General features: G+C 40.1%; 20 protein-coding genes. 5 read left to right on the top strand and 15 right to left on the bottom strand.

Going from position 1 to position 24,239, the window contains the following annotated elements; genetic code table 11:
- Positions 1 to 5 precede the first annotated feature (5 nt).
- The 5 genes from N7Z68_RS14880 to N7Z68_RS14860 form a co-directional block, all read right to left on the bottom strand.
- Positions 6 to 1,148: an acyl-CoA dehydrogenase gene (locus tag N7Z68_RS14880; protein WP_275119280.1), complete on the bottom strand. Its 1,143-nt coding sequence runs from the start codon at positions 1,146 to 1,148 to the stop codon at positions 6 to 8.
- Between the two features lie 85 nt (positions 1,149 to 1,233).
- Complete coding sequence (locus tag N7Z68_RS14875; protein ID WP_275119279.1) at positions 1,234 to 2,376, bottom strand: acyl-CoA dehydrogenase; 1,143 nt, start codon at positions 2,374 to 2,376, stop codon at positions 1,234 to 1,236.
- 26 nt (positions 2,377 to 2,402) lie between these two features.
- A complete protein-coding gene (locus N7Z68_RS14870; RefSeq protein WP_275119278.1) occupies positions 2,403 to 3,254 on the bottom strand; it encodes a 3-hydroxybutyryl-CoA dehydrogenase in 852 nt (283 codons plus the stop codon).
- A gap of 557 nt (positions 3,255 to 3,811) precedes the next feature.
- Positions 3,812 to 4,990, bottom strand: coding sequence for an acetyl-CoA C-acetyltransferase (locus N7Z68_RS14865; protein ID WP_275119277.1), 1,179 nt, complete (start codon positions 4,988 to 4,990; stop codon positions 3,812 to 3,814).
- A gap of 184 nt (positions 4,991 to 5,174) precedes the next feature.
- Positions 5,175 to 7,286: a (Fe-S)-binding protein gene (locus N7Z68_RS14860; RefSeq protein WP_275119276.1), complete on the bottom strand. Its 2,112-nt coding sequence runs from the start codon at positions 7,284 to 7,286 to the stop codon at positions 5,175 to 5,177.
- Between the two features lie 632 nt (positions 7,287 to 7,918).
- Between N7Z68_RS14860 and cls the strand changes: the two genes are divergently transcribed.
- Together cls and N7Z68_RS14850 are read left to right on the top strand one after the other, a co-directional pair.
- Positions 7,919 to 9,115 (top strand): cardiolipin synthase, encoded by a 1,197-nt coding sequence (gene cls, locus N7Z68_RS14855; RefSeq protein WP_275119275.1) that lies wholly within the window; start codon positions 7,919 to 7,921, stop codon positions 9,113 to 9,115.
- Positions 9,116 to 9,333: 218 nt separating this feature from the next.
- Entirely contained in the window at positions 9,334 to 11,211 is a 1,878-nt protein-coding gene (locus N7Z68_RS14850; RefSeq protein ID WP_275119274.1) for a heavy metal translocating P-type ATPase, read from the top strand.
- On the opposite strand, the gene N7Z68_RS14845 is transcribed toward N7Z68_RS14850, so the two are convergent.
- From N7Z68_RS14845 to speE, 6 genes are all read right to left on the bottom strand, one after another.
- A complete protein-coding gene (locus N7Z68_RS14845) occupies positions 11,208 to 11,990 on the bottom strand; it encodes an alpha/beta fold hydrolase (protein WP_275119273.1) in 783 nt (260 codons plus the stop codon). The genes N7Z68_RS14850 and N7Z68_RS14845 overlap by 4 nt on opposite strands.
- Positions 11,991 to 12,022: 32 nt before the next feature.
- A complete protein-coding gene (locus tag N7Z68_RS14840) occupies positions 12,023 to 12,193 on the bottom strand; it encodes a XapX domain-containing protein (protein ID WP_275119272.1) in 171 nt (56 codons plus the stop codon).
- 513 nt (positions 12,194 to 12,706) lie between these two features.
- Positions 12,707 to 14,374: an arginine--tRNA ligase gene (argS, locus tag N7Z68_RS14835; RefSeq protein WP_275119271.1), complete on the bottom strand. Its 1,668-nt coding sequence runs from the start codon at positions 14,372 to 14,374 to the stop codon at positions 12,707 to 12,709.
- Positions 14,371 to 14,814, bottom strand: a complete 444-nt coding sequence (locus N7Z68_RS14830; RefSeq protein WP_275119270.1) for a YwiB family protein — start codon at positions 14,812 to 14,814, stop codon at positions 14,371 to 14,373. Before N7Z68_RS14830 ends, argS begins: the two co-directional genes overlap by 4 nt.
- 240 nt (positions 14,815 to 15,054) lie before the next feature.
- The gene (speB, locus tag N7Z68_RS14825) at positions 15,055 to 15,930 is read right to left on the bottom strand and encodes an agmatinase (protein ID WP_275119268.1); all 876 of its coding nucleotides are present in this window, start codon (positions 15,928 to 15,930) and stop codon (positions 15,055 to 15,057) included.
- A gap of 14 nt (positions 15,931 to 15,944) precedes the next feature.
- A complete protein-coding gene (speE, locus tag N7Z68_RS14820) occupies positions 15,945 to 16,772 on the bottom strand; it encodes a spermidine synthase (protein ID WP_275119267.1) in 828 nt (275 codons plus the stop codon).
- Positions 16,773 to 17,229: 457 nt separating this feature from the next.
- Here speE and N7Z68_RS14815 point away from each other — a divergent pair, with 457 nt between their 5' ends.
- Positions 17,230 to 19,299, top strand: a complete 2,070-nt coding sequence (locus tag N7Z68_RS14815; protein ID WP_275119266.1) for a transglycosylase domain-containing protein — start codon at positions 17,230 to 17,232, stop codon at positions 19,297 to 19,299.
- 540 nt (positions 19,300 to 19,839) lie between these two features.
- Here the strand turns inward: N7Z68_RS14815 and N7Z68_RS14810 are convergent.
- On the bottom strand, positions 19,840 to 20,373 hold the full coding sequence (locus N7Z68_RS14810; protein ID WP_275119265.1) for a YwhD family protein: 534 nt from the start codon (positions 20,371 to 20,373) through the stop codon (positions 19,840 to 19,842).
- A 201-nt stretch (positions 20,374 to 20,574) separates the two neighbouring features.
- On the opposite strand from N7Z68_RS14810, the gene thmT reads away from it, so the two are divergent.
- Complete coding sequence (gene thmT, locus N7Z68_RS14805; RefSeq protein WP_275119264.1) at positions 20,575 to 20,763, top strand: 2-hydroxymuconate tautomerase; 189 nt, start codon at positions 20,575 to 20,577, stop codon at positions 20,761 to 20,763.
- Positions 20,764 to 21,180: 417 nt separating this feature from the next.
- Here the strand turns inward: thmT and N7Z68_RS14800 are convergent, their stop codons facing one another.
- A complete protein-coding gene (locus N7Z68_RS14800) occupies positions 21,181 to 21,684 on the bottom strand; it encodes a YwgA family protein (RefSeq protein ID WP_275119263.1) in 504 nt (167 codons plus the stop codon).
- 14 nt (positions 21,685 to 21,698) lie between these two features.
- On the bottom strand, positions 21,699 to 22,994 hold the full coding sequence (locus tag N7Z68_RS14795) for an HD domain-containing protein (protein ID WP_275119262.1): 1,296 nt from the start codon (positions 22,992 to 22,994) through the stop codon (positions 21,699 to 21,701).
- Positions 22,995 to 23,144: 150 nt separating this feature from the next.
- Between N7Z68_RS14795 and N7Z68_RS14790 the strand changes: the two genes are divergently transcribed.
- On the top strand, positions 23,145 to 23,858 hold the full coding sequence (locus N7Z68_RS14790) for a class I SAM-dependent methyltransferase (protein ID WP_275119261.1): 714 nt from the start codon (positions 23,145 to 23,147) through the stop codon (positions 23,856 to 23,858).
- 48 nt (positions 23,859 to 23,906) lie between these two features.
- On the opposite strand, the gene N7Z68_RS14785 is transcribed toward N7Z68_RS14790, so the two are convergent.
- Complete coding sequence (locus tag N7Z68_RS14785) at positions 23,907 to 24,128, bottom strand: YuzB family protein (RefSeq protein ID WP_275119260.1); 222 nt, start codon at positions 24,126 to 24,128, stop codon at positions 23,907 to 23,909.
- Positions 24,129 to 24,239 lie beyond the last annotated feature (111 nt).

Here is a 24,239-nt window from a genome sequence, read left to right as displayed (position 1 = left end):
ACGAATTAGTCTGCTAGTAGCATTTTTGAGATAACGAGACGTTGGATTTCTTGCGTTCCCTCATAGATTTGAGTGATTTTCGCATCACGCATGTAGCGCTCTACTGGGTAATCTTTTGTATAACCGTATCCACCGAATACTTGAACTGCTTCTACTGTTACTTCCATGGCGATGTCACCAGCAAATAGTTTTGACATCGCAGCCTCTAGCGCGTTTGGAATTCCTTCACTTTTTTGCCAAGCCGCTTGGTACGTTAATAGGCGAGCCGCTTCGATTTTTGTCGCCATATCTGCTAGTTTGAAGCCAATTCCTTGTTGTGCTCCGATTGATTTACCAAATTGTTTACGCTCTTTCGCATAGCCGATAGCAGCATCTAATGCACCTTGTGCAATTCCTAATGCTTGAGCAGCGATACCGTTACGCCCGCCATCTAGTGTCATCATGGCAACCTTAAATCCTTCGCCTTCTTTACCAAGAATGTTTTCTTTTGGTACACGTAGGTCTTCAAAGATGATCTCAGCTGTAGGCGATGAACGAATTCCTAATTTCTTTTCTTTCTTCCCTACTGAAAATCCTGGCATGTCGCTTTCTACGATAAATGCTGTGATTCCTTTGTGTTTTTTATCTGCATCTGTTACAGCGAATACCACGTAAACGTCTGCAACTCCACCGTTTGTAATGAAGATTTTAGAGCCGTTTAAAACGTAGTGATCGCCATCTTCTTTTGCTGTTGTTTTCATGCTCGCTACGTCAGAACCTGCGCCTGGCTCCGTTAAACCGTAAGCACCGATACTGCGCCCTTCAGCTAATGCACGTAAATATTTTTGCTTTTGCTCTTCTGTTCCGAACTTGTAGATTGGCCAGCTGCAAAGTGAAACGTGTGCTGATAGTGTAACACCTGTCGAAGCACAAACACGTGAAAGCTCTTCAACAGCGATCGCGTAACTTACATAGTCCGCTCCAATTCCGCCGTACTCTTCAGGGAACGGGATCCCTGTAAGACCAAGCTCAGCCATTTTATCAAAAATAGCACGGTCAAAACGTTCTTCCTCATCACGCTCTTCAGCCGTTGGACCTACTTCGTTTTCAGCGAAGTCTCTAATCATTTTTCTTAGCATTTCTTGTTCTTCTGTTAATTGAAAGTTCATTGTTATCTCTCCCTTTGGTTTGTTTTTAGTTCCCATTTTATTGACCATCGTCATTTATACAGGCGTATTTAGAAACAGGCTTGAATTAATCAGCCATCAAATACTTGTTGATAACCATCTTTTGAATTTCACTTGTTCCTTCATAGATTTCAGTTACTTTTGCATCTCGGAAGAAACGCTCCACTGGATATTCTTTCGTGTAGCCATAGCCGCCGAATACTTGAACCGCCTCAATCGCAACTTCTACTGCCGTACGTGAGGCAAACAGTTTCGCCATTGAAGCTTGCTGACCACATTTTAGCCCGCGGTCTTTTAAGTTAGCTGCTTGATAGACTAATAGTTTTGCTGCTTCCACTTTTGTCCCCATATCTGCTAATTTAAAACCTATACCTTGTTGTGTACCGATTGCACGGCCAAATTGTTTACGCTCTTTCGCATAATTCGTCGCTGCTTCTAAAGCGGCTTCTGCAATGCCTAGAGCTTGCGCTGCAATTCCAATACGGCCATTGTCTAAGTTAGACATCGCGATCTTAAACCCTTCGCCTTCTTGACCGAGTAGATTTTCTGCTGGTACGATCGCATCTTCAAACATAAGCATAACCGTATTTGATCCGTGAAGACCCATTTTCTTTTCTTTCTTCCCTACTGTAAATCCAGGTGTATCTTTCTCAACAATAAACGCAGAAATTCCACGTGATCCTGCTTCTGAATTCGTTGAGGCGAAGACCACATACGTATCAGCTTCTCCACCATTTGTGATAAAAACTTTAGAGCCATTTAAAACGTAATGATCACCCTTTTTTACTGCAGAAGTTTTTAAACTTCCCGCATCAGATCCTGCGCTCGGTTCTGTTAAACCAAACGCTCCTAGAAATTCACCTGAAGCTAATTTGGGTACATACTTTTGCTTTTGCTCTTCTGTTCCAAAGTAAAGAATTGGATTTGTACCAACTGAAGTGTGTACAGATAAAATAACTCCAACTGTTGCGCTTACTTTCGATAACTCATTAATCGCAATAATATAAGAAGTAAAGTCCATTCCTGCTCCGCCAAACTCTTCAGGAATTGGAATTCCCATTAAACCAAGCTCACCCATTTGGTTTACGATCTGGCGAGGAAATGTATCGTTTTCTTCCATTTCTTCAATAAAAGGTGTAATTTGTTCGTTTGCAAAATCACGAACCATTTTTCTCATCATCTCTTGTTCTTCAGTAAAACGTAAATTCATTTTTATCACTCCACTTTTAAAAAGTCTTAGTTGTAGACATAGAAGCCGCGACCTGATTTCTTACCAAGCCATCCAGCTTTAACATATTTGCGAAGTAATGGACACGGACGGTATTTATCGTCACCAAAGCCTTCGTGTAATGTTTCCATGATGTATAAGCAAGTATCTAAACCAATAAAGTCAGCGAGTGTTAAAGGTCCCATCGGGTGGTTCATACCTAATTTCATCACTTCGTCCACTGCCTCTGGAGTTGCTACTCCTTCAAACACCGTATAGATAGCCTCATTGATCATTGGCATTAAAATTCGGTTTGAAACAAATCCAGGGAAGTCGTTAACTTCAACAGGAATTTTACCTAATTGACGAGAAAGATCTTCGATTGTACCGTATACTGCGTCCGTTGTCGCTAAACCACGAATGATTTCAACTAACTTCATAACAGGTACTGGGTTCATAAAGTGCATTCCAATTACTTTTTCTGGACGGTTTGTTACGGCTGCAATTTCTGTAATCGGTAAAGATGATGTATTCGTTGCTAAAATCGTATGTTCAGGTGCAATTTGATCTAATTCACTGAAGATCTTTTGCTTGATTTCCATGTTTTCAACCGCAGCTTCAATCACTAAATCTACTTTTGCTGCATTTTGAAGATCTGTTGAAGGCGTAATGCGTGCAAGGATTGCGTTACGATCGTCTTCTGTCATTCTGCCCTTTTCTACTTGGCGATCTAGGTTTTTCGTAATCGTGTTCATTCCTCTTTCAACGAATTCAGCCTTTAAATCATGCATAAACACTTGAACTCCAGCCATTGCATGAACTTGAACGATTCCTGATCCCATTTGTCCTGCACCAATTACCATTACTGTTTGAACTGTCATGTTTCTTCTCTCCAATCTCACTATTTAATTTCAAAAGATTTTAGTTTAGTTTAGCTATTGTGAACAGCGTTTCGTGAACTTTGCACATCTTGGCATTCATAAGGTTCTACATTAGAGAAAAGAGAAGCACCAGTACCGAAATTTAGCGGACACACAGGCCTTTATATTCGGCAAATGTCGCTTTTTTCTTATGGTAACGGACTCTGAGGCCGTTATTTACTAATTTTCCTACCTTACATGGGCAATTTTAAGCAAATAAGGGCCTCTCAGTCCGCTAAGTGCTTAAAATTGCTGTTTTTTGTGGAAATAGCGTCTTCTGAGTCCGCTTAAATAGATCAGATACTTGATTCCTAGAATACAAGATAGCTTTTGCTCTCATACGGAGGAGCTCCAGTCCCTTCGTCGCTGAACGGTCGCTTCCGCTTTTCTATCTGTCTAGCTCCAGGCACCATCGGCTCGAGGTCGCTTCGGTCCATCCAACGTGTCCAAAGTTCAGGACACTTATTCCTGGCCCTCCAGCGCTTGTCGCCGATAACCAGGCACCTTCCGCTTTTCTATTAAACTTCGATCATGATGGCGTCGCCTTGGCCACCGCCGCTACAAATGGAGGCAATTCCAATTCCGCCGCCACGACGCTTCAATTCGTAGGCAAGGGTTAAAATAACACGAGTTCCACTTGCACCAATTGGGTGTCCAAGGGCAACAGCGCCACCGTTGACATTTACTTTTTCAGGATCTAACCCAGCTAACTGATTACTCGCAAGTGCTACAGCTGCAAAGGCTTCATTTACTTCGAATAAGTCGATTTCTTCTAGTTTTTTTCCTGTTTTTTCTAAAAGTTTATTAATAACTAGGCCTGGTGTTTTCGGGAAATCTTTTGGTTCGATAGAAATCGCTGCATGACCGATAATTTTTGCTAACACTTCTTTTCCATCTTGCTTCGCACGGTCTTCAGACATGAGGACCACTGCACCAGCACCATCATTCACACCAGGAGCATTCCCTGCTGTAATCGTTCCTTCTTTACCAAATACAGGCTTTAATTTACTTAATCCTTCTACAGATGTTCCAGCACGCGGTGACTCATCATGTGAAACGAAAATTGGATCTCCTTTTCGTTGCGGAACTTCAACCGGAACGATTTCTTCAGCAAACTTTCCTTCTTCAATGGAAGCGAGCGCTCGCTCATGACTTCTGGATGCCCAAGTATCTTGTGCTTCACGAGTAAGACCAAGTTCCTCTGCTACTGAGTTTCCGTAAGTACCCATATGAACTTTGTTAAATGAGCAAGTTAATCCATCGTGTACCATTAAATCGACGACTTTGCTGTCACCCATGCGCATTCCCCAACGTGCATTTGGAATAAAATATGGAGCATTACTCATCGATTCCATTCCACCTGCTACAATCACTTCTGCATCTTTCGCGCGGATGATTTGATCGGCCATTGTGACACTTCGCAAACCAGATGCACATACTTTATTAATTGTTTCCGTGTGAACATGCCAAGGCAGTCCTGCATAACTACTCGCTTGGCGAGAAGGAATTTGTCCTTGTCCGCCTTGAAGAACATTTCCCATGATCAATTCTTGCACTTCATTAGGATCTACATTTGCACGACGTAATGCTTCTTTAATCGCAATTCCACCAAGTTGACTTGCTGTTAAAGAAGATAGTCCACCACCGAATTTTCCAAATGGTGTTCTTGCTCCCCCAACAATAACAGTTGTTGACATTGTATGTTTCCCCCTCATTTCGACCGAGCGTTCGCTCGACTATTATCTAAAAAAAATAAATCACTATAAAAAGACATAGTTTGACAATGTTTACGCTTTCAACTAGCTATATTAATAAAGTATTCACTATTTTATTTATAAGTGCGAGGCTGACTTAAAAAAGGCAGCCTCGACTCTTATATTCTTATTGTACGACTTTTTCTTCTTGCTTCACAATAGATTTTTCTAAAATTTCTGCAAGATCCATTGTTTTGACTGTATCTTCTACTTCTTTTGCTTTCGTTCCATCACTTAACATCGTTAAGCAGTATGGACATGCACTACCGATTACGCTCGGATTTACTTCTAGCGCTTGCTCAGTACGGGCGATGTTAATACGTTGTCCAGAATGATCTTCCGTCCACATCATACCTCCACCAGCACCACAGCACATACCGTCTTGACGATTACGTTCCATCTCGACAACCTTCACTCCAGGGACCGCTTCTAAGATTTCTCTTTGCGGACTATATACATCATTATAGCGTCCTAGGTAACAGGAGTCATGGTAAACGATCGTTTCATTGACTTCATATTTCGGTGTAATTTTTCCTTCTTTGATTAGTTGAGCTAGAAGCTCTGTATGGTGATACACTTCTACACCTTCTAAACCAAAGTCAGGATATTCATTTTTAATTGTATTGTAAGCATGCGGATCGATGGTTACAATCTTTTTCACTTCGAACTTTTGGAACATTTCAATATTCGCTTGGGCAAGCTCTTGGAATAAGAATTCGTTACCGATACGACGAGGCGTATCACCCGAGTTCTTTTCTTTACTTCCGATAATTGCGAATTTCACTCCAGCTTCATTTAAAACTTTTGCAAATGATTGAGCGATTTTTTGGCTTCGCTTATCGTAAGATCCCATGGAACCAACGAAGAATAGGTATTCGAATTCTTCACCAGCTTTTTGCATTTCTTTAACTGTTGGTACGTGAATATCATCACGTCCGTCACGCCAGTTTTCACGCTCTTTACGGTTAATTCCCCAAGGGTTTCCTTGACGTTCAATGTTAGAAATAGCACGCTGCGCTTCAGCTGGCATTTTTCCTTCAGTTAAGACAAGGTAACGACGCATATCAATAATTTTATCAACGTGTTCATTCATAACTGGACATTGGTCTTCACAGTTACGACATGAAGTACAGGCCCAAAGTTCTTCTTCCGTAATGACATCACCAATTAAGTTAACATCATAACCAGCCGCAACTTCTTGGCCTCCAGCTGCTTGAGCAGCCATTTGATTTCCTGTTGTATGGCTAAATGCAAAAGCAGGTAACCAAGGTGTACGAGATGTTACAGCTGCACCTTTTTCTGTTAAATGGTCACGAACTTTAATCATTAAGTCCATTGGCGAGAGCATCTTTCCAGTTCCTGTTGCAGGACACATATTCGTACAGCGTCCACACTCAACACAGGCATAAAGGTCGAGTAACTGCTGTTGAGTGAAGTCTTCTACTTTACCAACACCAAACACTTCTACATCTTCTTCTTCAAAGTTGATTGGCTTCAGTCTTCCAACCGGACCGCCCTTTTTGAAGAATACGTTGAACATCGCAAACACTTCGTGTGCTTGTTTAGACTGTGGTACGAATACCATGAATGTAAGAACCGTAACTAGGTGGATCCACCAAGAAGCATAGAATAAAGCCGTGCCCACAGTTGTTCCTACACCAGCAAATACAGTTGCAATGATACTAGAAAAAGGAGCATATGCATAGTTTGCTTCATAACCAAACATAATTCTTTCGAAACCAAGCGTCAACAGAATCGTTGCCGATAAGGTAGACAATGCGATATATACAAAAAGAGCTTTTCCATCTTTCTTCCATTGTAATCGGTTTAGCTTTTCACCGTAACGACGGTAGCAAGCATAAAGAATGGCAACGGTCATAAGGAATGCCGTCCACTCCTGCATGGCATGGAATGGCTTGTGCAAGGCACCTATTGGATACTGATACCCTTCAATAAATCCTTTAATGATGATTTCAATTAATCCGACTTGGATAATGAAAAATCCATAGAACATGATTAAATGCATAATCCCACTTTTAACATCTTTAAACATCTTGCGCTGACCAATTACGTTTACCAATACACCTCGAAAGCGTTCTTTGAAATCTCTGTCAAACTCTTCTTTCTTCCCGAGCTTAATGTACTGATAGCGAGTGAATAATAGATTAGCAAATAGATAGATTGCATAACTTGCAACGATAATTAATAGTACAAGATTAACTATCTTAAATACACCCATAATAAATCCCCTTCCTATTTCAATCCTTAAAAGATAATAACAATAGCTAAATTTCTGAAAATTGAATTCGTTTTCAACATTATAACATATTTTAATCATGAATGAGCATTCAGTCGATCAAATTTATAAAAATTTTTTTCAGGATATTACTTCCATCTTAAAACAAGCCCCTTTTGGTAAATACTAAAAAGAAAAGCGGAAGCGGTCGTTCAGCGTCGTAAGAACTGGAGCTCCTCCGCATGAGATAAAGGAAACACGGTGAGGCAACGAACCGATGTTGACTTATCGTAAGGAGGAGAGCGAAGTTCACTAGACGCTGACCGCTGCAGCTAGACATAGAAAAGCGGAAGGTGCCTGGTTATCGGCGACAAGCGCTGGAGGACCAGCCAAAAGTGTCCTGTACTTTGGACACGTTGGATGGACCGAAGCGACCTCGAGCCGATGGCACCTGCAGCTAGACAAAAAGAAAAGCGGAAGCGGTCGTTCAGAAAAATAAAAGCAATTGTTTACTCAGGTATAAATTTGAGCGTTGCGTAGATAATACATGTCCAATGAATTGCTTTTTTCTAACTACATATGAAGAAGCTCAACTTAATATTCTAAAAAAATTTACAATAACCTAGGAGGTTTATATGGCACTTTTTTTAATTATATTGAGCATTATTATTCTTATTGCAATATTACTTAGATTAGACTTTAAATTTGGCCTCAAAAAACAAAGAAAAGAAGCAAAGCGCTTTCATCAAGAAATGCGTTACAGCAATGTTAATTTACTTACAACTGGCGATGACTTATTCGATCACCTCTTTCAAGATATTAAACAAGCCTCCAACCATATTCATATATTATTTTACATTATAAAGGATGACAATATCAGCAAGAAAATGATGTCATTATTAATCGACAAAGCAAAAGAAGGGGTAAAAGTCCGACTGCTCGTTGACCGGATCGGTGGTGGCATTAAAGGAAGCTCCTTAAAAAAATTAAAAGAAGCCGGAGTGTCTTTTTCATATTCGCATCCCGTAAAATTTCCTTATTTGTTTTTTACCCTTAATCGACGGAACCACCGAAAAATTACGGTTATCGATGGCAAGATCGGTTATGTTGGCGGATATAATGTAGGAGATGAATACTTAGGCAGGGATCCTAAGTTTGGCAACTGGCGTGATTTTCATCTAAGGTTAGACGGAGACGGCGTTCAAGATTTACAAGAACAGTTTTACGAAGACTGGCATGCTGCAACAAAGGAAAAAATTTCACGAGATTATTTGTATCCACCTTTAATAAAGGGAGATGTTGCACTTCGTATTTTGCCAACGGACGGTGTTTATCTTGAAGATACATTTGCCGGCCTTATTCGCCAGGCTGAAAATACAGTAACGATTGGGACACCTTATTTTATTCCGGGTATGGCACTACAAGGCGAATTAATTAATGCTGCAAAACGTGGAGTTAACGTTCGGTTAATTGTACCTAAAAAAGCAGATCATCCTTTAGTAAAAGAAGCGTCTTATCCTTATTTTAAAGACTTACTTGATGTTGGTGTTGATATTTATCAATACTATAGAGGCTTTTACCATGCAAAAATCCTTATTATAGACGACGAAATCTGCGATATTGGTACAGCTAACTTTGACAAACGCAGCTTTCATATCGACCATGAAATTAACTGTTTGATTTACGATAGTTCCTTTATTCAAAGCGTTGTAGACGAAGTCGAATATGATATATCCATATCCGAAAGACTTACGCTCAAACAATATAATCAACGTTCCATTTTCCAAAAAGGAAAAGAACGATTTGCTACCATGTTTTCTGGATTACTTTGAGCCCATTTTTTAAATTCATCTATATATTTTTTTCCAGATATAGTATGATTGAATTATAATAAGTATAAAAAAGACGACTGAATTAATTATAACGTTTCTAACTTTATAACGGTTTTTAATCGTTGTTGAAGTCTGCTGTCACCCCTTGGTGGCAGCTTTCGTTGTTTTAGTAGCCAATTGATGTTGATTGTATTTCTCAATTAACTAATAAGGAGGAAATGATTTTGCTAAGAAAATGGATAGAACACCGTCAACTCCTTCTAGCACTGGCCAGTGGAATTCTTATTGTGATCGCTTGGGCATTGGAACTTTCAGCAAGCCCCGCTTTTTTGACAGTTAGTATTTTTATCATTGCCTATCTCATTGGTGGTTTTTATAAAGCAAAAGAAGGTATTGAGGAATTTATTAACGAGCGAAAGTTCTCTGTTGAAATTTTAATGATACTAGCTGCCATTGGTGCAGCAACGATCGGTTATTGGATGGAAGGTGCCATTCTCATATTTATATTTGCGTTAAGTGGCGCCCTTGAAACGTACACCATGAATAAAAGCCACCAAGAAATTTCTGCGCTTATGAACCTGCAACCCGAAGAAGCTACCCTATTAAAAGACGGAATGGAAAAGACTGTAGCTGTTTCCGAATTAAGAATCGGTGACCTCGTTCGCGTTAAGCCTGGTGAGCGCATTTCAACAGATGGTGTTATTTTTACAGGAAGAACAACGATTGACGAGTCTGCTCTAACAGGTGAATCATTGCCAATTTCAAAACAAGTGGATGAGGAGGTTTTTACTGGAACCGTTAACCTTTCAGGAATGATTGATGTATCTGTTACAAAGCCGGCTGAAGAAACGTTATTCCAGAAAATTATCACTCTCGTACAATCAGCTAAGGATGAAAAATCACCTTCTCAACTAACCATTGAAAAGTTTGAAGGGCCTTATGTGAAGGTTGTACTTATTTTTGTAACGCTTATGATGTTGCTGCCTTATTTTTTCCTCGGATGGAGCTGGCATGAAAGTTTTTACCGTGCTATGGTTTTGCTCGTTGTTGCCTCTCCCTGTGCTTTAGTAGCTTCCGTTATGCCTGCTACTCTTTCAGCCATATCGAATGGAGCAAGGCAAGGAATTCTCTTTAAGGGTGGCGTACACCTTGAGCAACTCGCTCACATTAAGGCTATCGCTCTAGACAAAACAGGCACGATCACTAACGGCACACCTGTTGTAACGAATGTATATTTTCATCCTGTATTTAACGAAAACGATTTATTATATGCCATTTGTGCGATTGAAAACCAATCTTCTCACCCATTAGCAAAAGCTATTGTTACGTACTGTAAACAACAAGGCATTGAACCGGTTAAGCCCGATTTCATTGAGAATAAAAGTGGGTGGGGAATCATTGGAACTGTTGATGGTGAAGGTTGGAAAATTGGGAAACCTGACTTCTTTTCATTTGAAAAAGAGGAAGCTTTTCAAGAAATAGCTGCAGGGATGAGCGACGCTGGGCAAACACTTGTTTTTGCTGGAAAAGAAAATCAGGACGAAGTAATTGCTGTATTTGCTATTGAAGATACGATTCGTGACGTAGCCATCGAAGCGATTAAAAGTATGAAAAACGAAGGTATCACTGCATATATGATTACTGGCGACCATGAAAAAACAGCGAAAAAGATTGCTTCAGAAGTTGAACTCGATGGTTATTCAGCCAATTGTCTTCCAGAAGAAAAAGTAATTGAAATCGAAAAGTTAAAAAAACAATTTCAAAAAGTAGCGATGGTTGGAGATGGGATCAATGATGCTCCAGCGCTAGCGAGAGCAAACATTGGGATAGCGATGGGAGCAGGCTCAGATGCTGCCATTGAAACAGCTGATATCGTACTTGTTAAAAATGATCTAGCAAAAATTACAAAAGCCATTCAACTTTCCAAACGATTAAATCGAATTGTCATGCAGAACATCATTTTTTCTATAGCTGTCATTCTTTTACTTATTGTTGGAAACTTCATGCAACACGTTTCTTTACCGCTTGGGGTCATTGGACATGAAGGCAGTACAATTCTCGTTATATTGAATGGCCTTCGCCTGCTTAAGAATTAAGGTCGGACTTTTCTTTTTAAAAAATCAACAATAATTCGGTTAAACTCCGGTGCGTGCTTCGTAGGAATTTGATGCGTAGCTTTGTCGACTGTAACGATTTCAACATCTTTCAGACGCTCCATAAACATTCTTGCATAGTGATGGAGATAAAACGATAGCCTCCCGTAAATGACAAGGACGGGTACTTGAATTTTGTTTAACCGGTTTGTCGACCGATAATGTAACCCTTCGTTATAAAGTTGATAGGTGATATGTGGATTAGCATGTGCAAAATATGCTGCCATTTTCTCTCTAAAAGCTGTTTCAGTTTTTTTAGCGTGAGCCATCGCAAGTACATTCGCTAAAAAGTTGATTCCTTTTAAGCGAGTAACGAGGAGGCCGAGCCGAAATTCGTTTCTTAATAAAAAGCTGTTTACTTCAGGAAAAGAACCGCTCATCATTACCGCTAACGTTCGTTCAGGATAGGAGATCGCCACTTCTTGTGCGAGTGAACCACCATTAGAATACCCTAATATCACTGCCTTTTTAACATTGAGATCGTCTAATATGCGGATAATATCTTCTGCGAGCAGGGACATCGTGATCCGTTCACTCCCTGCTCCACTTTTTCCATTTCCTCTGATATCAAAAAAGATTAATTGAAAATGCCTCGCTAACTCCCGTTGTTTATCAAAGGTCACCAGCCCCATTCCTGGTGGGTGTATAAATACAATCGGAAGCCCTTCGCCTATCGTTTCGTAGTATATCGGTGACTCAAAACGACCTTGTACATACGGCATGAGAATCCCCCTCAACTTACTTCATTTTTGATCTAGCCACTAAAATACGGCAGTATCCATTGAAATAATTTGTAACCTAAATATATTCCGACGATTCCGGCTATCCCTGGTAACGCTGGGGGTGCTGGAATAGGTAATTTAATTAATGCAAATAAAAACCCAACAATTAATCCTGCTAATATTGCTAATAAAACTTCTTGCATGCTGTTCACACCTTTTCAGTATCTTTTATTAAAGTCTCCAAAAAACAAGCCCTCTATTTATACCAAATAGAGGGACATTTTTAATTTATATGCTCTCCTTGTGCCGGTCAGTCATTTTGAGGCAGGTGATGACTTATTGTAAGGAGGTTGTGGTGTTTGTCGGGAATAATAGGTTTCTCGAAAACTTTGCGGGCTCCACAGGTCCTTATTTCCATAAAAAACACCCTTTTTTAGTTCAAAGGGAACTCAGAGGCCCTTATTCCATAATATTTATGCATAATTTTAATAAAACTAAGCAAATAGGGTCTTCTGAGTTCCCTAAAATGTTTCTTTTGAAGGTTTTCGCTAAAATAAGGGCCCCTCAGTGCTCTAAAGGAGAGATCTAAGGTCAACCGTCCCTCACTTAGTTTCAAAAGGTCGCTTCGGTCCATCCAACGTGTCCAAACTAAAGGACACTTTTGGCTGGCCCTCCAGCGCTTGTCGCCGATGAGCAGGCGTCTTCCGCTTTTCCCACTACATGCGTTCTGGTGCGGATACTCCGATTAGTTTTAATGCATTTTGGAGTGTGACTTGGACTGATTTAACGAGTGCCAGGCGGGCTTTACTTTTTTCAACGTCTTCTGGGTCGATCACTCGCTCAGCATTGTAAAAGCTGTGTAGAGCTGATGCTAGGTCAAACGCATAGTTCGTTAAGCGGTGCGGTGACAGTTTTTCAGCACTCTCAGCAATCGCTTCAGGGAATTCACCGACTTTTTTCAGTAAGTAGAATTCTTTTTCCGAAGCAATCAGGTTCAGATTGCTTGTATCATCGACAGGTAATCCCTGTTCTTCGCCTTGTCTAAGCATACTGCAAATACGTGCGTGTGCATATTGAACGTAGAATACAGGATTTTCATTCGATTTACTTACGGCTAAATCCATATCGAAATCTAATTGAGTGTCCGCACTTCGCATTGCAAAGAAATAACGAGTTGCATCGATTCCTACTTCTTCCATTAGGTCACGTAAGGTTACTGCTTTTCCGGTACGTTTACTCATTTTCACTTTTTCACCGTTTTGGAATAGAGAAACCATTTGAATGATTTGAACGTCCATTTGTTCTTTGCCGTAGCCTAGCGCCTGGATGGCTGCACTCATACGAGGAATATACCCGTGGTGGTCTGCTCCCCAAATATTGATTAATTTATCAAAGCCACGCTCTAGTTTATCTTTATGATACGCGATATCTGGCGTTAAGTACGTATACGAACCATCATTCTTAATGAGGACGCGGTCTTTATCGTCACCATACGTTGTCGAACGGAACCATGTTGCTCCATCTTGTTCGTATGTTTCCCCTTTTTCTTCTAAAAGCTTTAATGTTTCTATCACTTTCCCTGAAGTATAAAGAGATGTTTCTGAAAACCAGTTATCAAATTCAACACGGAAATCACTTAAATCTTTTTTCAATTTTTCCAGCTCACGCTTTAAGCCATAGGCACGGAAAAATTCCATTCGTTCTTCTTCATCGACATGTACAAAACGATCGCCGTATTCCTTCGCTAAATCATGGCCAAATCCTATGATGTCTTCCCCATGATAGCCATCTTCCGGCATGTCTTTTTCTAATCCAAGTGCTTGATAGTAACGTGCTTCAACAGATGTTGTTAAGTTGTTGATTTGATTACCCGCATCATTAATGTAATACTCTCTTTGAACGTCGTAGCCAGCTTTACTTAACACATTACATAAAGCATCGCCGACTGCAGCCCCGCGAGCATGTCCTAAATGAAGGCTTCCCGTTGGATTGGCAGAAACAAACTCGATTTGAATTTTTGTCCCATTGCCTATATTCGTCTGTCCATACTCCTCTCCTGCTTGAAGTACAGCCGAAATAATGTCGCGTAAATAGACGTTGTCCATATAAAAGTTAATAAATCCTGGGCCGGCAATTTCAATTTTTTCAATCGACGCCTTTTCTTTATTGATGTTAGAGACAATATCTTCAGCAATCATACGTGGTGCCTTTTTGGCTACTCGCGCTAATTGCATCGCCATATTCGTTGCATAATCTCCATGCGCTTTATCTTTTGGGTTTTCTAACACCACTTCTGGAACTTGACTCTCATCTATTCCTGAAGCAATTACGGCAGCTACGATTTCTGCTTTTAGATTTTCTTTCATTTGCTCTACACTGTTCATTCGTTTTCCTCCTCAATGGTAATCGTCACATCAAATGTTCCTGACGGTTCATTTTGTAAATAATAATCGTATTTAAGCTTTAGTTTTCCACTTGTTTGATTCGCAGGCCACTCATATTGACAGTGATGCGTTTTTGCAGAAGTTTGCCAGTAACCATAAGGGCTCCGGTATGTTCCTTCTGTTTTTTCACCAACGGTATATATTTGCCGCATCGATAGATCACCATTTCGGATGATCGTAGCTTCTTGCTCACCAATTTTTACAGTCGTCTGAACATTTAGTTTATCGTTATGTATTTCTTTAAATAATAAATATGTATACCCATTTTTCACATAAACGTTACCCTTTCCTTTGAGGGAGAGGTATTCCTTTTTATCGCCTTGGCGTATCGTTGTCTTCATTAATACTGAGATTGGTTTTCTTTTGTCTTCCACGGACATTGGACTTGCCCACCTTTCTTTTTTCAAGTTTAGCGAGTTTGTCACGCCGTTGCAAGAACAATCCTGTGCTGCGGTGGAACGGTGCCAGGTACCTTTAATAATGTAAAGCATTAAAGGTACCTGGCACCGCGCGCGTGTGCGCGTGTGTGCGCGCCGCATTACTTCGCCGATGCACTGTACATGCTTTTATAGTAAAGAGCTGACTCAAGGAACTTTTGAGTCAGCTCTTAGGGTGCGGTTTTACTTTTTTACCCATCCTAGAATAATTTCACGGATAAATTTACTTGCTGCAATTGGTGTTTGTTCTGTCGGGTCATATGCTGGAGCGACTTCTACTAAGTCTGCACCAATCACATTTACGTCCGAATTTGCAATCAGGTGGATGGCCTCTAATAATTCTTTAGATGTTATTCCTCCTGCTTCTGCTGTTCCTGTACCCGGTGCATGTGCAGGATCTAAAACGTCAATATCAATCGTTACATATACATTTCGGCCCGCTAACTGAGGCAGCACTTCTTTTAAAGGATCAGCTACATCAAACTTCGACATGTGCATGCCAGACTCTTTTGCATACTGAAACTCCTCACGCATGCCAGAGCGGATGCCAAATGAATAGACATTTTCAGGCCCGATCAGTTCACATGCTTTCCGGATCGGCGTGGAGTGAGACAATGGTTCTCCCTCGTATCGCTCTCTTAAATCCGCATGTGCGTCAATATGAATGATTGCCATATCTGAGTATTTTTTAAACATCGCACGGAAAATCGGCCAAGATACTAAGTGTTCCCCGCCTAATCCAATCGGAAATTTTCCATCAGCAATTAGCTTATCGATATAATCTTCAATCATATCTAAGCTTCGTGCCGGATTACCAAAAGGCAACGGAATGTCGCCGGCATCGAAGAAATTTACTTCTTCAAGATGCTTGTCCAAATAAGGACTGTACTCCTCTAACCCTAATGAAGCTTCACGAATTCTTGCAGGGCCAAAACGAGATCCCGGGCGGAAAGAAACCGTCCAGTCCATCGGCATTCCGTAAATGACCGCATCACTTTCTTCATAGTCCGGTCTACTCATAATAAAAACTTTTCCTGAATACGCTTCGTCAAATCGCAAAATAAGTTCTCCCCTTACTTAATTAAATCTTCTACAAAACGCGGTAAAGTAAATGCCGCTTTATGAAGATCTTTTGTATAGTATTTTGTCTCAATGTCGTGGAAACGACTGTCTTCAATGGCTATCGGGTCATGCTTTTTCGAACCAATTGTAAACGTCCAAAGGCCACTTGGGTACGTTGGAATGTTAGCAATGTATAAACGAGTGATTGGAAAAATCTCCTTTACATCACGTTGTACATTCGTAATCAGTTCAGGTGTAAACCAAGGGTTATCGGTTTGTGCCACAAAAACACCATCTCCTTTCAACGCTTTGGAAATACCCGCATAAAACCCTTTTGTGAATAAGTTGACAGCTGGTCCAACCGGTTCTGTAGAGTCAACCATAATGACGTCATACTCGTTTTCACTGTTGGCAATATGCATAAAGCCATCATCGACTTTTACTTCGACTCTAGCATCATCTAACATTCCTGCGATTTCCGGTAAGTACTTTTTCGAGTACTCAATGACCTTACCGTCAATTTCAACAAGTGTTGCCTTTTTTACTGACGGGTGCTTTAACACTTCACGGATCACCCCGCCGTCACCGCCGCCAACAACGAGTACATTTTCTGGATTAGGGTGTGTAAAAAGAGGAACGTGCGCTACCATCTCGTGGTAAACGAACTCATCTTTTTGTGTAGTCATGACCATTCCGTCAAGAACGAGCATGTTTCCGAACTCTTCGGTTTCAACCATATCTAGCTTTTGAAAGTCTGTTTGTTCTGTATGTAACGTGCGTTTAATTTTCATCGTAATTCCAAAGCGATCCGTTTGCTTTTCTGTAAACCATAATTCCATGATTGTCACCTCTTAATATGATTTCTTCCTAAGAAGATTGCCCTAGTTTCATGCTCTTACTAAAAGGTTGTCCAAAAATACTGGATTAATCATTAATTTTTAGTTTCTATTCCGACTACGATTAACGCACTTTAGTGCAATTTCTGTGCCAAACAAAAAAAGTATAAATGAAATGTACAAAAAAGCAAGAGAATTTTTAGATATTCAGGATATTCGTGTTTAAAAATTCATTAATCTTCCAAAAATAGTGATGTTTATATAAAAATACATCCTGGCTGATCAAGGTTCCTTTTTAACTAAAAGAGTAATTTGAGCGCTTACGTACTAGCAGCCACTCTAATAAATTTCCAAGAGTTTTATTCAAAATTTATATCCAACAACGTATTCCCATTTTTTGTAACGATTCACCGTTAAGGTTTTTATTTTTATAAATCTGAAATGTAAAGAGGTGACTGACATGGAAGTCATCGTAAAGAGACGTTCGAGACGAAAAGTAAGTTGGTTTCGCAGACTATTCCGCTTTTCATTATTACTGATCGTTTTATCGATGTTAGCTGCGGTCTTATTATTAACCTATTTAAAAATGGAGGGTGCCCCCGTATTACAAGTTTCTCAGACGACACGGCTTTTGGATGCGAATGACGTCATAATCGGTGAAAGCCATCAAGGACAAAACCGATATTGGGTCCCGCTTGAAGAGATTAGTGAACAATTGCTGAATGCCACTCTCTCCATTGAAGACCGTAAGTTTTATGATCACTATGGGTTTGATCCGACACGAATTGCAGGTGCTGTTGTAGCCAATGTAAAGTCTGGCGGAAAAGCTCAAGGGGCTAGCACGATTACGCAGCAGTATGCTAGAAATTTATACTTAACTCATGATAAAACGTGGAAACGAAAGTTTAATGAGGCACTCTATGCCCTTCGTCTTGAAATGTATTATACGAAAGATGAAATTTTAGAAGGCTACTTAAATACGATTTACTATGGACACGGTGCTTACGGCATCGAGGCAGCGGCACGACACTTTTTTAATAAAAAAGCTTCGGATCTAAATTTAGCCGAAGCTAGTCTTCTTGCCGGAATTCCTAAAGGGCCAAGTTACTATTCACCGCAAAATGATTTTGAACGCGCCAAACAGCGACAAGAGCTCATTTTACGATCAATGGTACAAACCGGACATATTACTTCAGCAGAAGCTGAGGCAGCGAAAAATAAGCCATTAGAACTCGCGATATCTGAAAAAGAGGATACGGGTGCGATTGGCCCGTATTTTCAAGAGTATGTTCGAAATTTATTAATAGAAGAATATAACATCGATGAAGCGTTAGTTGAGCAAGGTGGTTTACAAATTTTTACTACTTTAGATCGTGATATGCAAGCTGAAGCAGAACGTTGGGTAGAAATTGAACTGGGACCAACTGAAGAATTGCAAGCTGCACTAGTGGCGGTTGATCCGCGAACAGGAGATGTAAAGGCACTTGTGGGGGGCAGGAATTACCTTCAAAGCCCATTCAACCGCGCCACACAAGCACGGCGATCTCCAGGGTCAACGTTCAAGCCCTTTTTGTATTATGCTGCTTTGGAACACGGGTTTACTCCGTCATCGACATTATTAAGTGAAGCGACAACATTTACGTTTGATGATGGAAGGCCTGATTATTCACCTTCAAATTTTAATAATAACTATGCGAATGACTTTGTCACTTTACTACAAGCACTCGCATTTTCTGATAATATTTTTGCTGTAAAAACACATCTCTTTTTAGATACTGAAACATTAGTGGAAACTGCAGCTCGATTCGGCATCAATAGTCGATTAGAAAACATCCCTTCGCTAGCTTTAGGTTCAAATGATGTGCAATTATTGGAGTTGACTAACAGTTACTCGAGCTTTACTAACGGTGGAAAACGAGTAGAACCGAGGTTTATTCGAAAAGTCATTGATAAAACCGGGCAGGTTATTTTTGAAAAAGAGCCGGTAACTGAACAAATCCTAGATCCGAAGTTAGCGTTTATCATGACGGATATAATGACAGCGATGTTCGACCGCTCCATTAATGATTATGCGAGCGTAACCGGTGGATCTGTTGCACACCTTGTGAATCGGCCTGTTGCCGGAAAATCAGGCTCGACTCCATTTGACAGTTGGATGGTCGGTTATACTCCACAACTTGTGACAGGAGTGTGGGTTGGTTATGATCTTGAAAAACGGCTCAATCACGCGACAGAAGGACAGATCGCCAAACGCATTTGGGCCCAATTCACCGAACACGCACTTAAAGATGATTTAAAATTAGATTTCCATAAACCACCTGGTGTAACCGGAGTTTACATTAATCCGAAAAACGGTTTACTTGCAACCGATGAGTGCCCCGTTAAGCGCTTAACCTATTTCGTTTCCGGCACTGAGCCGACAGAATATTGCCAAGCCCATATGCCAGAAGAACCAGAAGTCGAAATGACCGAGGAAGAAGTCCACGAAAAAGAAAAATTCCTCGACCGCTTCATCAAGTGGTTTAACTAAAAAAGGCGGAAGGTGCCTGCTTATCGGCGACAAGCGCTGGAGGGCCAGCAATACGTGTCCTGTTCTTCGGACACGTTTGATGGACCGAAGCGACCTCGAGCCGATGGCACCTGCAGCTAGACAGTGGAAAAGCGGAAGCGGTCGTTTAGCGTCGTAAGAACTGGAGCTCCTCCGCATGAGATAAAGGAAACACGGCGAGGCAACGAACTGATGTTGACTTATCGTAAGGAGGAGAGCGAAGTTCACTAGACGCTGACCGCTGGAGCTAGACAGAAGAAAAGCGGAAGGTAGCAGGTACCTTTAACAAAGTAATGCATTAAAGGTACCTGCTACTCCTTAGTTGATCATTGTATTACCCAAAACAAAAAAACGACAAAAGGCAGAGGTGGGTTCCTCTGCCTTTTGTCGGTCCTAGTATAAATATGTGTCGATTTATACTAGTTTTAAGTTTAATTCGATTTCACCAAAAGCTCAACCCTTTGAATAAGAGTTCATAAATCGTTCATAGATAACAAAATAATGGGCTAGACAAACCGAAATTTATTGTTCTTCACCAAGAAGTTCTTGTCTCAGCTTTAATTCAGAATGTTTCCACATGTCTTCGTTATGTGATTTTAGGAAATCTCCTAAAATTTTCTTTGATTTTTCATCCATATGATCCACAATAATATGTCCTTTTAATGACTTATCCATGCGATTGACGTGTTCTGGCAGACTCTTATAGCCGCGTCTCGTTTCCATATCAATGACCATTTCGCATGCCGTTACGCCTGCATAGAAAGGCTTTGCTCCTTTATTGTTCACAGAAACCCAGACTAACCAATACAGCTTACCGTTTGGCGAGTCTTCACGATTGGGTGTAAATTTTATACGCTTTTCTACAGCCGAGCGTGCGTGTAAAGCTCCCATGTCAACGAAAGCTTCGTCATTTTCTGTGTTAACGATAATCGGTGAAACATTATTTAAGTCAATAACTCCTGTACCGTATCCACCATGTCCATCTGTTGAGTCCGTGCTCAAAATATTAAAGCCTGTTTTTGTTTTTTTCTGGTTATCCTTTTCAAAGAGATCCATTCATCGATCATCCCTTCATCCATATTCTATAATCAGCATACACGTTTCATGATGCGTTCATTCTATCTTTTAGTTTATCACATGATGAAAGTTAGGTCATTTCTCACGTGAAACAGCGTCCGCACGTGAGTAAAGTTTCCTTATCTATCATATGCTAATGAAGATATTTTAACTTCATCTACATAAAAAAGGAGAGTTCCTATGCCATACATTACTGTAAAAATGCTAGAAGGCCGCAACGAAGAACAAAAAAGAGCACTCGTTGAACGAGTAACAGAAGCCGTATCTGAGACGGTTAACGCTCCAAAAGAAAACATCGTCGTTTTTATTGAAGAAATGCCAAAAAATCACTATGCAGTTGCTGGCAAGCGCTTAAGCGACACTGAGTAATAATAGATAATCCAAAAGTTGCTCCAACATACTAGCAGCGCTTTGACAGCTGAATATTGTAAAAAAAGACGTGAAACCATTTTATTTGTGTTTTGCGTCTTTTTTGCAAGTAAAGTTTCCATTCCATTTCATTTCATTTCATTACATACCGAAAAAAGTAAGCTGATGTACAATAAGCTCGGCGCTTAGCGTGCCTTAGGGGCGAAGATTAAGCGTAGTTGCCTTATACTTGGTCCTTTAAAAATTTCACCCTTAAAGAACCATCTATTCTAAAATTTTTTACTTTCCTAATGTGCTTTCCTAATGTGCAAATTCTTAATGAAAAAAAACGCATGAATGCTCGTACACTCCATGCGCCTTTGCTCATTCTATAAGCCCGCTTCCTAAAGTTCCCCTTTAAAAGTAAGCCCCTGTTCATTAATGCTGAACTGATTTTAATTGTTCAATATATGTGAAAGCTCGTTCCATTTCTTCTTCTGTGTAATTTTGTTTCTTTTTTACCGTCATGACCTTTTCAACAATTTCCTCTTTTTCCATCTCTTCAAAATAAAGGACCGTAGACACTAACTCGAGAAAACGTGAACTTTGACCATTCATGCTAGAAACGCAAGGTTGGATGTTTGGTAAATCAAGGTTATACATATCAAGGAACTTCTCACCTTCCTCTGTTAATATGTACCGATACTGTTGATAACCGCTTTTCGTTTCAAGAATTTCTTGTAAGAAGCCAAGGTTACAAAGTTCTTCGATCCGAAGCGTCAGCTCTTCAGAGTACGGACCAAACATATGAAATTTAAACCGTTCTGAAAATGGAATATCTAACTTTTTAGAAATATATACGATCTTCTGCAGTTTTTTCCGCCCAACAATCTCACCTGCTTGTTGGAACATCGATAGCAGCTTTACATGTTCCTTTAGCAAAACGCTCCTCCCCTTCATTTAAAAAGTATAGCTTTAATTTTTTGTTTTATCGTTGCATTCTCTGTTTCATCTTCTAGAAAATCGAATGGAAAGTATAATTTATGATCGGTTCGTTTTTTTCCAGATATCGCCTCAACGACGTCTGATTCTCGTGACAATTCACGAATTTTTCCGTTCGGCATTTGCAAGTGAATCGGCAGACGCTCTTCTTCCTCACCAGGACGATAAAAATCGTACGGCAGGTCAGAAGATGAATCTACTACAAGGTAATACTCAGGGTCAATACCAGCTTCATGGAAAAGTTGGTAAAGAATCGGCCACTCTTTCATCTGCAAATTCGGATTAAATTCGACGTATTTAAACAATCTTCTATTTAAAAATCTACCACAAAGATCACGTAAAATGCGATCATCTTCTTCCTGCCAAATTTGGAAATAATACAGGATTATCGCCTCATCAAGCCGTAAATAGTCTTCAATACTCTTTTTTTCATTAAATAAAGAATAAAAATGTACGGGCTCTTGTTTAAACTCATATCCTGCTTCATATAAGTGTTTTGTCCGCATTAAAATTTTACTTAGAATGACTTCAGCACTTCTCGTGACGGGATGGAAATACACTTGCCAGTACATTTGATAGCGACTCATAATATAGTCCTCAACTGCATGCATCCCACTCTGTTTAATCACGGCTTGATCTTCCATTGGGCGCATAACCCTTAGGATTCTCTCCATATCAAAATGACCGTAGCTCACTCCTGTAAAATAGGCATCTCGTTGCAGATAATCCATTCGGTCGGCATCAATCTGGCTCGAAATCAAACTAACGACTAGCTTATTGCTGTATGTTTTTTCAATTACATCAGCCACCTTCTGTGGAAAATCTTCACCCATTTTACGTAAAACTTGATTAATTTCGGTTTCTCCTAAAATAATTTCTCGCGTCCACTCTTCGTGGTCCGTATTAAACACTTTTTCGAAGGAATGCGAGAAAGGTCCATGACCGACATCGTGTAAAAGGGCTGCACTTAAACATAATAAACGTTCATTATTATCCCAATGCGGACGGCCTTGAAACACTTCAATAATTCTCCGCATAATCTCATAAACTCCGAGCGAGTGATTAAAGCGAGAATGTTCAGCACCATGGAACGTAAAAAAGGTTGTCCCTAATTGACGTATTCGTCGCAGACGCTGGAATTCCCTTGTACCGATTAATTCCCAAATGAGTGTATCACGGACATGAATATATCGATGGACAGGGTCTTTAAATACTTTTTCTTCACTTAATTGACCGTTTATATTTTGCATCAAGCACACTCCATCTCCATTTTATCTACTTATATTATACAAAAGTTGTAACAGGATGTCTCAAGTCCTCTAATAGCTTAACGAAATTATAATCTTTCAGAATTTTATGGTAAAATATTGGGAGTTTGTCTTTTGGGAGGGGTTATAGTAATGAATATAAATATTGACTACATTCGGCAAGAAGAAGCGAAGTACCACAATGAATTTTACAAAGAAAATAAGCTGTTTGAGAAAGGTTCATGGCTTTTTAAGCCTGTTCCAAACGTGCTACGATATTTAAATGCTATTAGTAAAAAGCAGAATATGCGCATTCTTGACCTTGGTTGTGGTGTGGGTCGTCATAGCATTCCTCTTGCTGAAAAAGTAAGACAAACAAACGGGGTTGTCGATTGTGTCGATTACCTTGAAACTGCAGTTGAAAAGCTAAGAGAATACAGTACTCATTTTAATGTTCAAGCGAATATTCATCCGGTTTTATCGCTGATCGAGGAGTTTCCAATTGAGGAACAGGCCTATCATTATATTGTAGCGGTATCCAGTCTAGAACATGTCGAGTCCGTCGATCAGTTCACAGACGTCTTACATAGGATGATCCGTGGTACGCGTGCCGGCGGGGTCCATTACCTCGTGATCAATTCAGGAGTTGAAGAAATTGATGGCGTAACTGGCAATCAACTAGATCCGCTGTTTGAAGTAAATCTGCCGACAGAAAAAATGATGAGTTTACTCCAAGAGGTTTACCGCGGTTGGTCCGAACTTGAAGTTGTTGTTAAACCGTTAGAGTACACGATCAACCGAGGTGAAAAGGTCGTCCAATTAAAAACAAACGCCATCACTTTTGTCATCCAAAAGCCAGTGGATTAAAAGAAAACAAAAGAAGTTACCTGTGACCAAATGGATGGTCCAGATAACTTATTTCAGTTTTTTATCAATTTTCTCAAGAAGTTGGTCTTCATTTGCAGCCGATATGGGACGGTTGTTAACCATCGTAAAAGACTTTTTTCGGCCTGGTCCGCAGTAAGATTGGCACCCGATATGAATTTCTGCATCAGGGTCCAGTTTTTTTAACCGAGGCAATAAAGTTTTTATATTTGTGGCTTGGCAAATGTCACATATGCGAAATTCGTTTGCCATTGGAGTTAATTCCTTTCGTTTCTTTATGGTAAGATGAGATAGTGTCTTTTATTCACAAAGGATAGTATACCATATCTACTATCGTTCGCAATCTTAAGTAATTTTAGACCT

The sequence above is a fragment of the Alkalihalobacterium chitinilyticum genome (assembly GCF_029028005.1).
Taxonomy (GTDB): Bacteria; Bacillota; Bacilli; order Bacillales; family Bacillaceae_F; genus Alkalihalobacterium; species Alkalihalobacterium chitinilyticum.
Note: the sequence above shows the minus strand (reverse complement) of the source record. Positions and strands in the feature narration are given on the sequence as shown.

Coding starts and splice junctions, on each gene's coding strand:
- N7Z68_RS14880 (WP_275119280.1), bottom strand. CDS start 1,148: ATGAACTTTCAATTAACAGAAGAACAAGAAATGCTAAGAAAAATGATT.
- N7Z68_RS14875 (WP_275119279.1), bottom strand. CDS start 2,376: ATGAATTTACGTTTTACTGAAGAACAAGAGATGATGAGAAAAATGGTT.
- N7Z68_RS14870 (WP_275119278.1), bottom strand. CDS start 3,254: ATGACAGTTCAAACAGTAATGGTAATTGGTGCAGGACAAATGGGATCA.
- N7Z68_RS14865 (WP_275119277.1), bottom strand. CDS start 4,990: ATGTCAACAACTGTTATTGTTGGGGGAGCAAGAACACCATTTGGAAAA.
- N7Z68_RS14860 (WP_275119276.1), bottom strand. CDS start 7,286: ATGGGTGTATTTAAGATAGTTAATCTTGTACTATTAATTATCGTTGCA.
- cls (WP_275119275.1), top strand. CDS start 7,919: ATGGCACTTTTTTTAATTATATTGAGCATTATTATTCTTATTGCAATA.
- N7Z68_RS14850 (WP_275119274.1), top strand. CDS start 9,334: ATGATTTTGCTAAGAAAATGGATAGAACACCGTCAACTCCTTCTAGCA.
- N7Z68_RS14845 (WP_275119273.1), bottom strand. CDS start 11,990: ATGCCGTATGTACAAGGTCGTTTTGAGTCACCGATATACTACGAAACG.
- N7Z68_RS14840 (WP_275119272.1), bottom strand. CDS start 12,193: ATGCAAGAAGTTTTATTAGCAATATTAGCAGGATTAATTGTTGGGTTT.
- argS (WP_275119271.1), bottom strand. CDS start 14,374: ATGAACAGTGTAGAGCAAATGAAAGAAAATCTAAAAGCAGAAATCGTA.
- N7Z68_RS14830 (WP_275119270.1), bottom strand. CDS start 14,814: ATGTCCGTGGAAGACAAAAGAAAACCAATCTCAGTATTAATGAAGACA.
- speE (WP_275119267.1), bottom strand. CDS start 16,772: ATGGAATTATGGTTTACAGAAAAGCAAACGGATCGCTTTGGAATTACG.
- N7Z68_RS14815 (WP_275119266.1), top strand. CDS start 17,230: ATGGAAGTCATCGTAAAGAGACGTTCGAGACGAAAAGTAAGTTGGTTT.
- N7Z68_RS14810 (WP_275119265.1), bottom strand. CDS start 20,373: ATGGATCTCTTTGAAAAGGATAACCAGAAAAAAACAAAAACAGGCTTT.
- thmT (WP_275119264.1), top strand. CDS start 20,575: ATGCCATACATTACTGTAAAAATGCTAGAAGGCCGCAACGAAGAACAA.
- N7Z68_RS14795 (WP_275119262.1), bottom strand. CDS start 22,994: ATGCAAAATATAAACGGTCAATTAAGTGAAGAAAAAGTATTTAAAGAC.
- N7Z68_RS14790 (WP_275119261.1), top strand. CDS start 23,145: ATGAATATAAATATTGACTACATTCGGCAAGAAGAAGCGAAGTACCAC.
- N7Z68_RS14785 (WP_275119260.1), bottom strand. CDS start 24,128: ATGGCAAACGAATTTCGCATATGTGACATTTGCCAAGCCACAAATATA.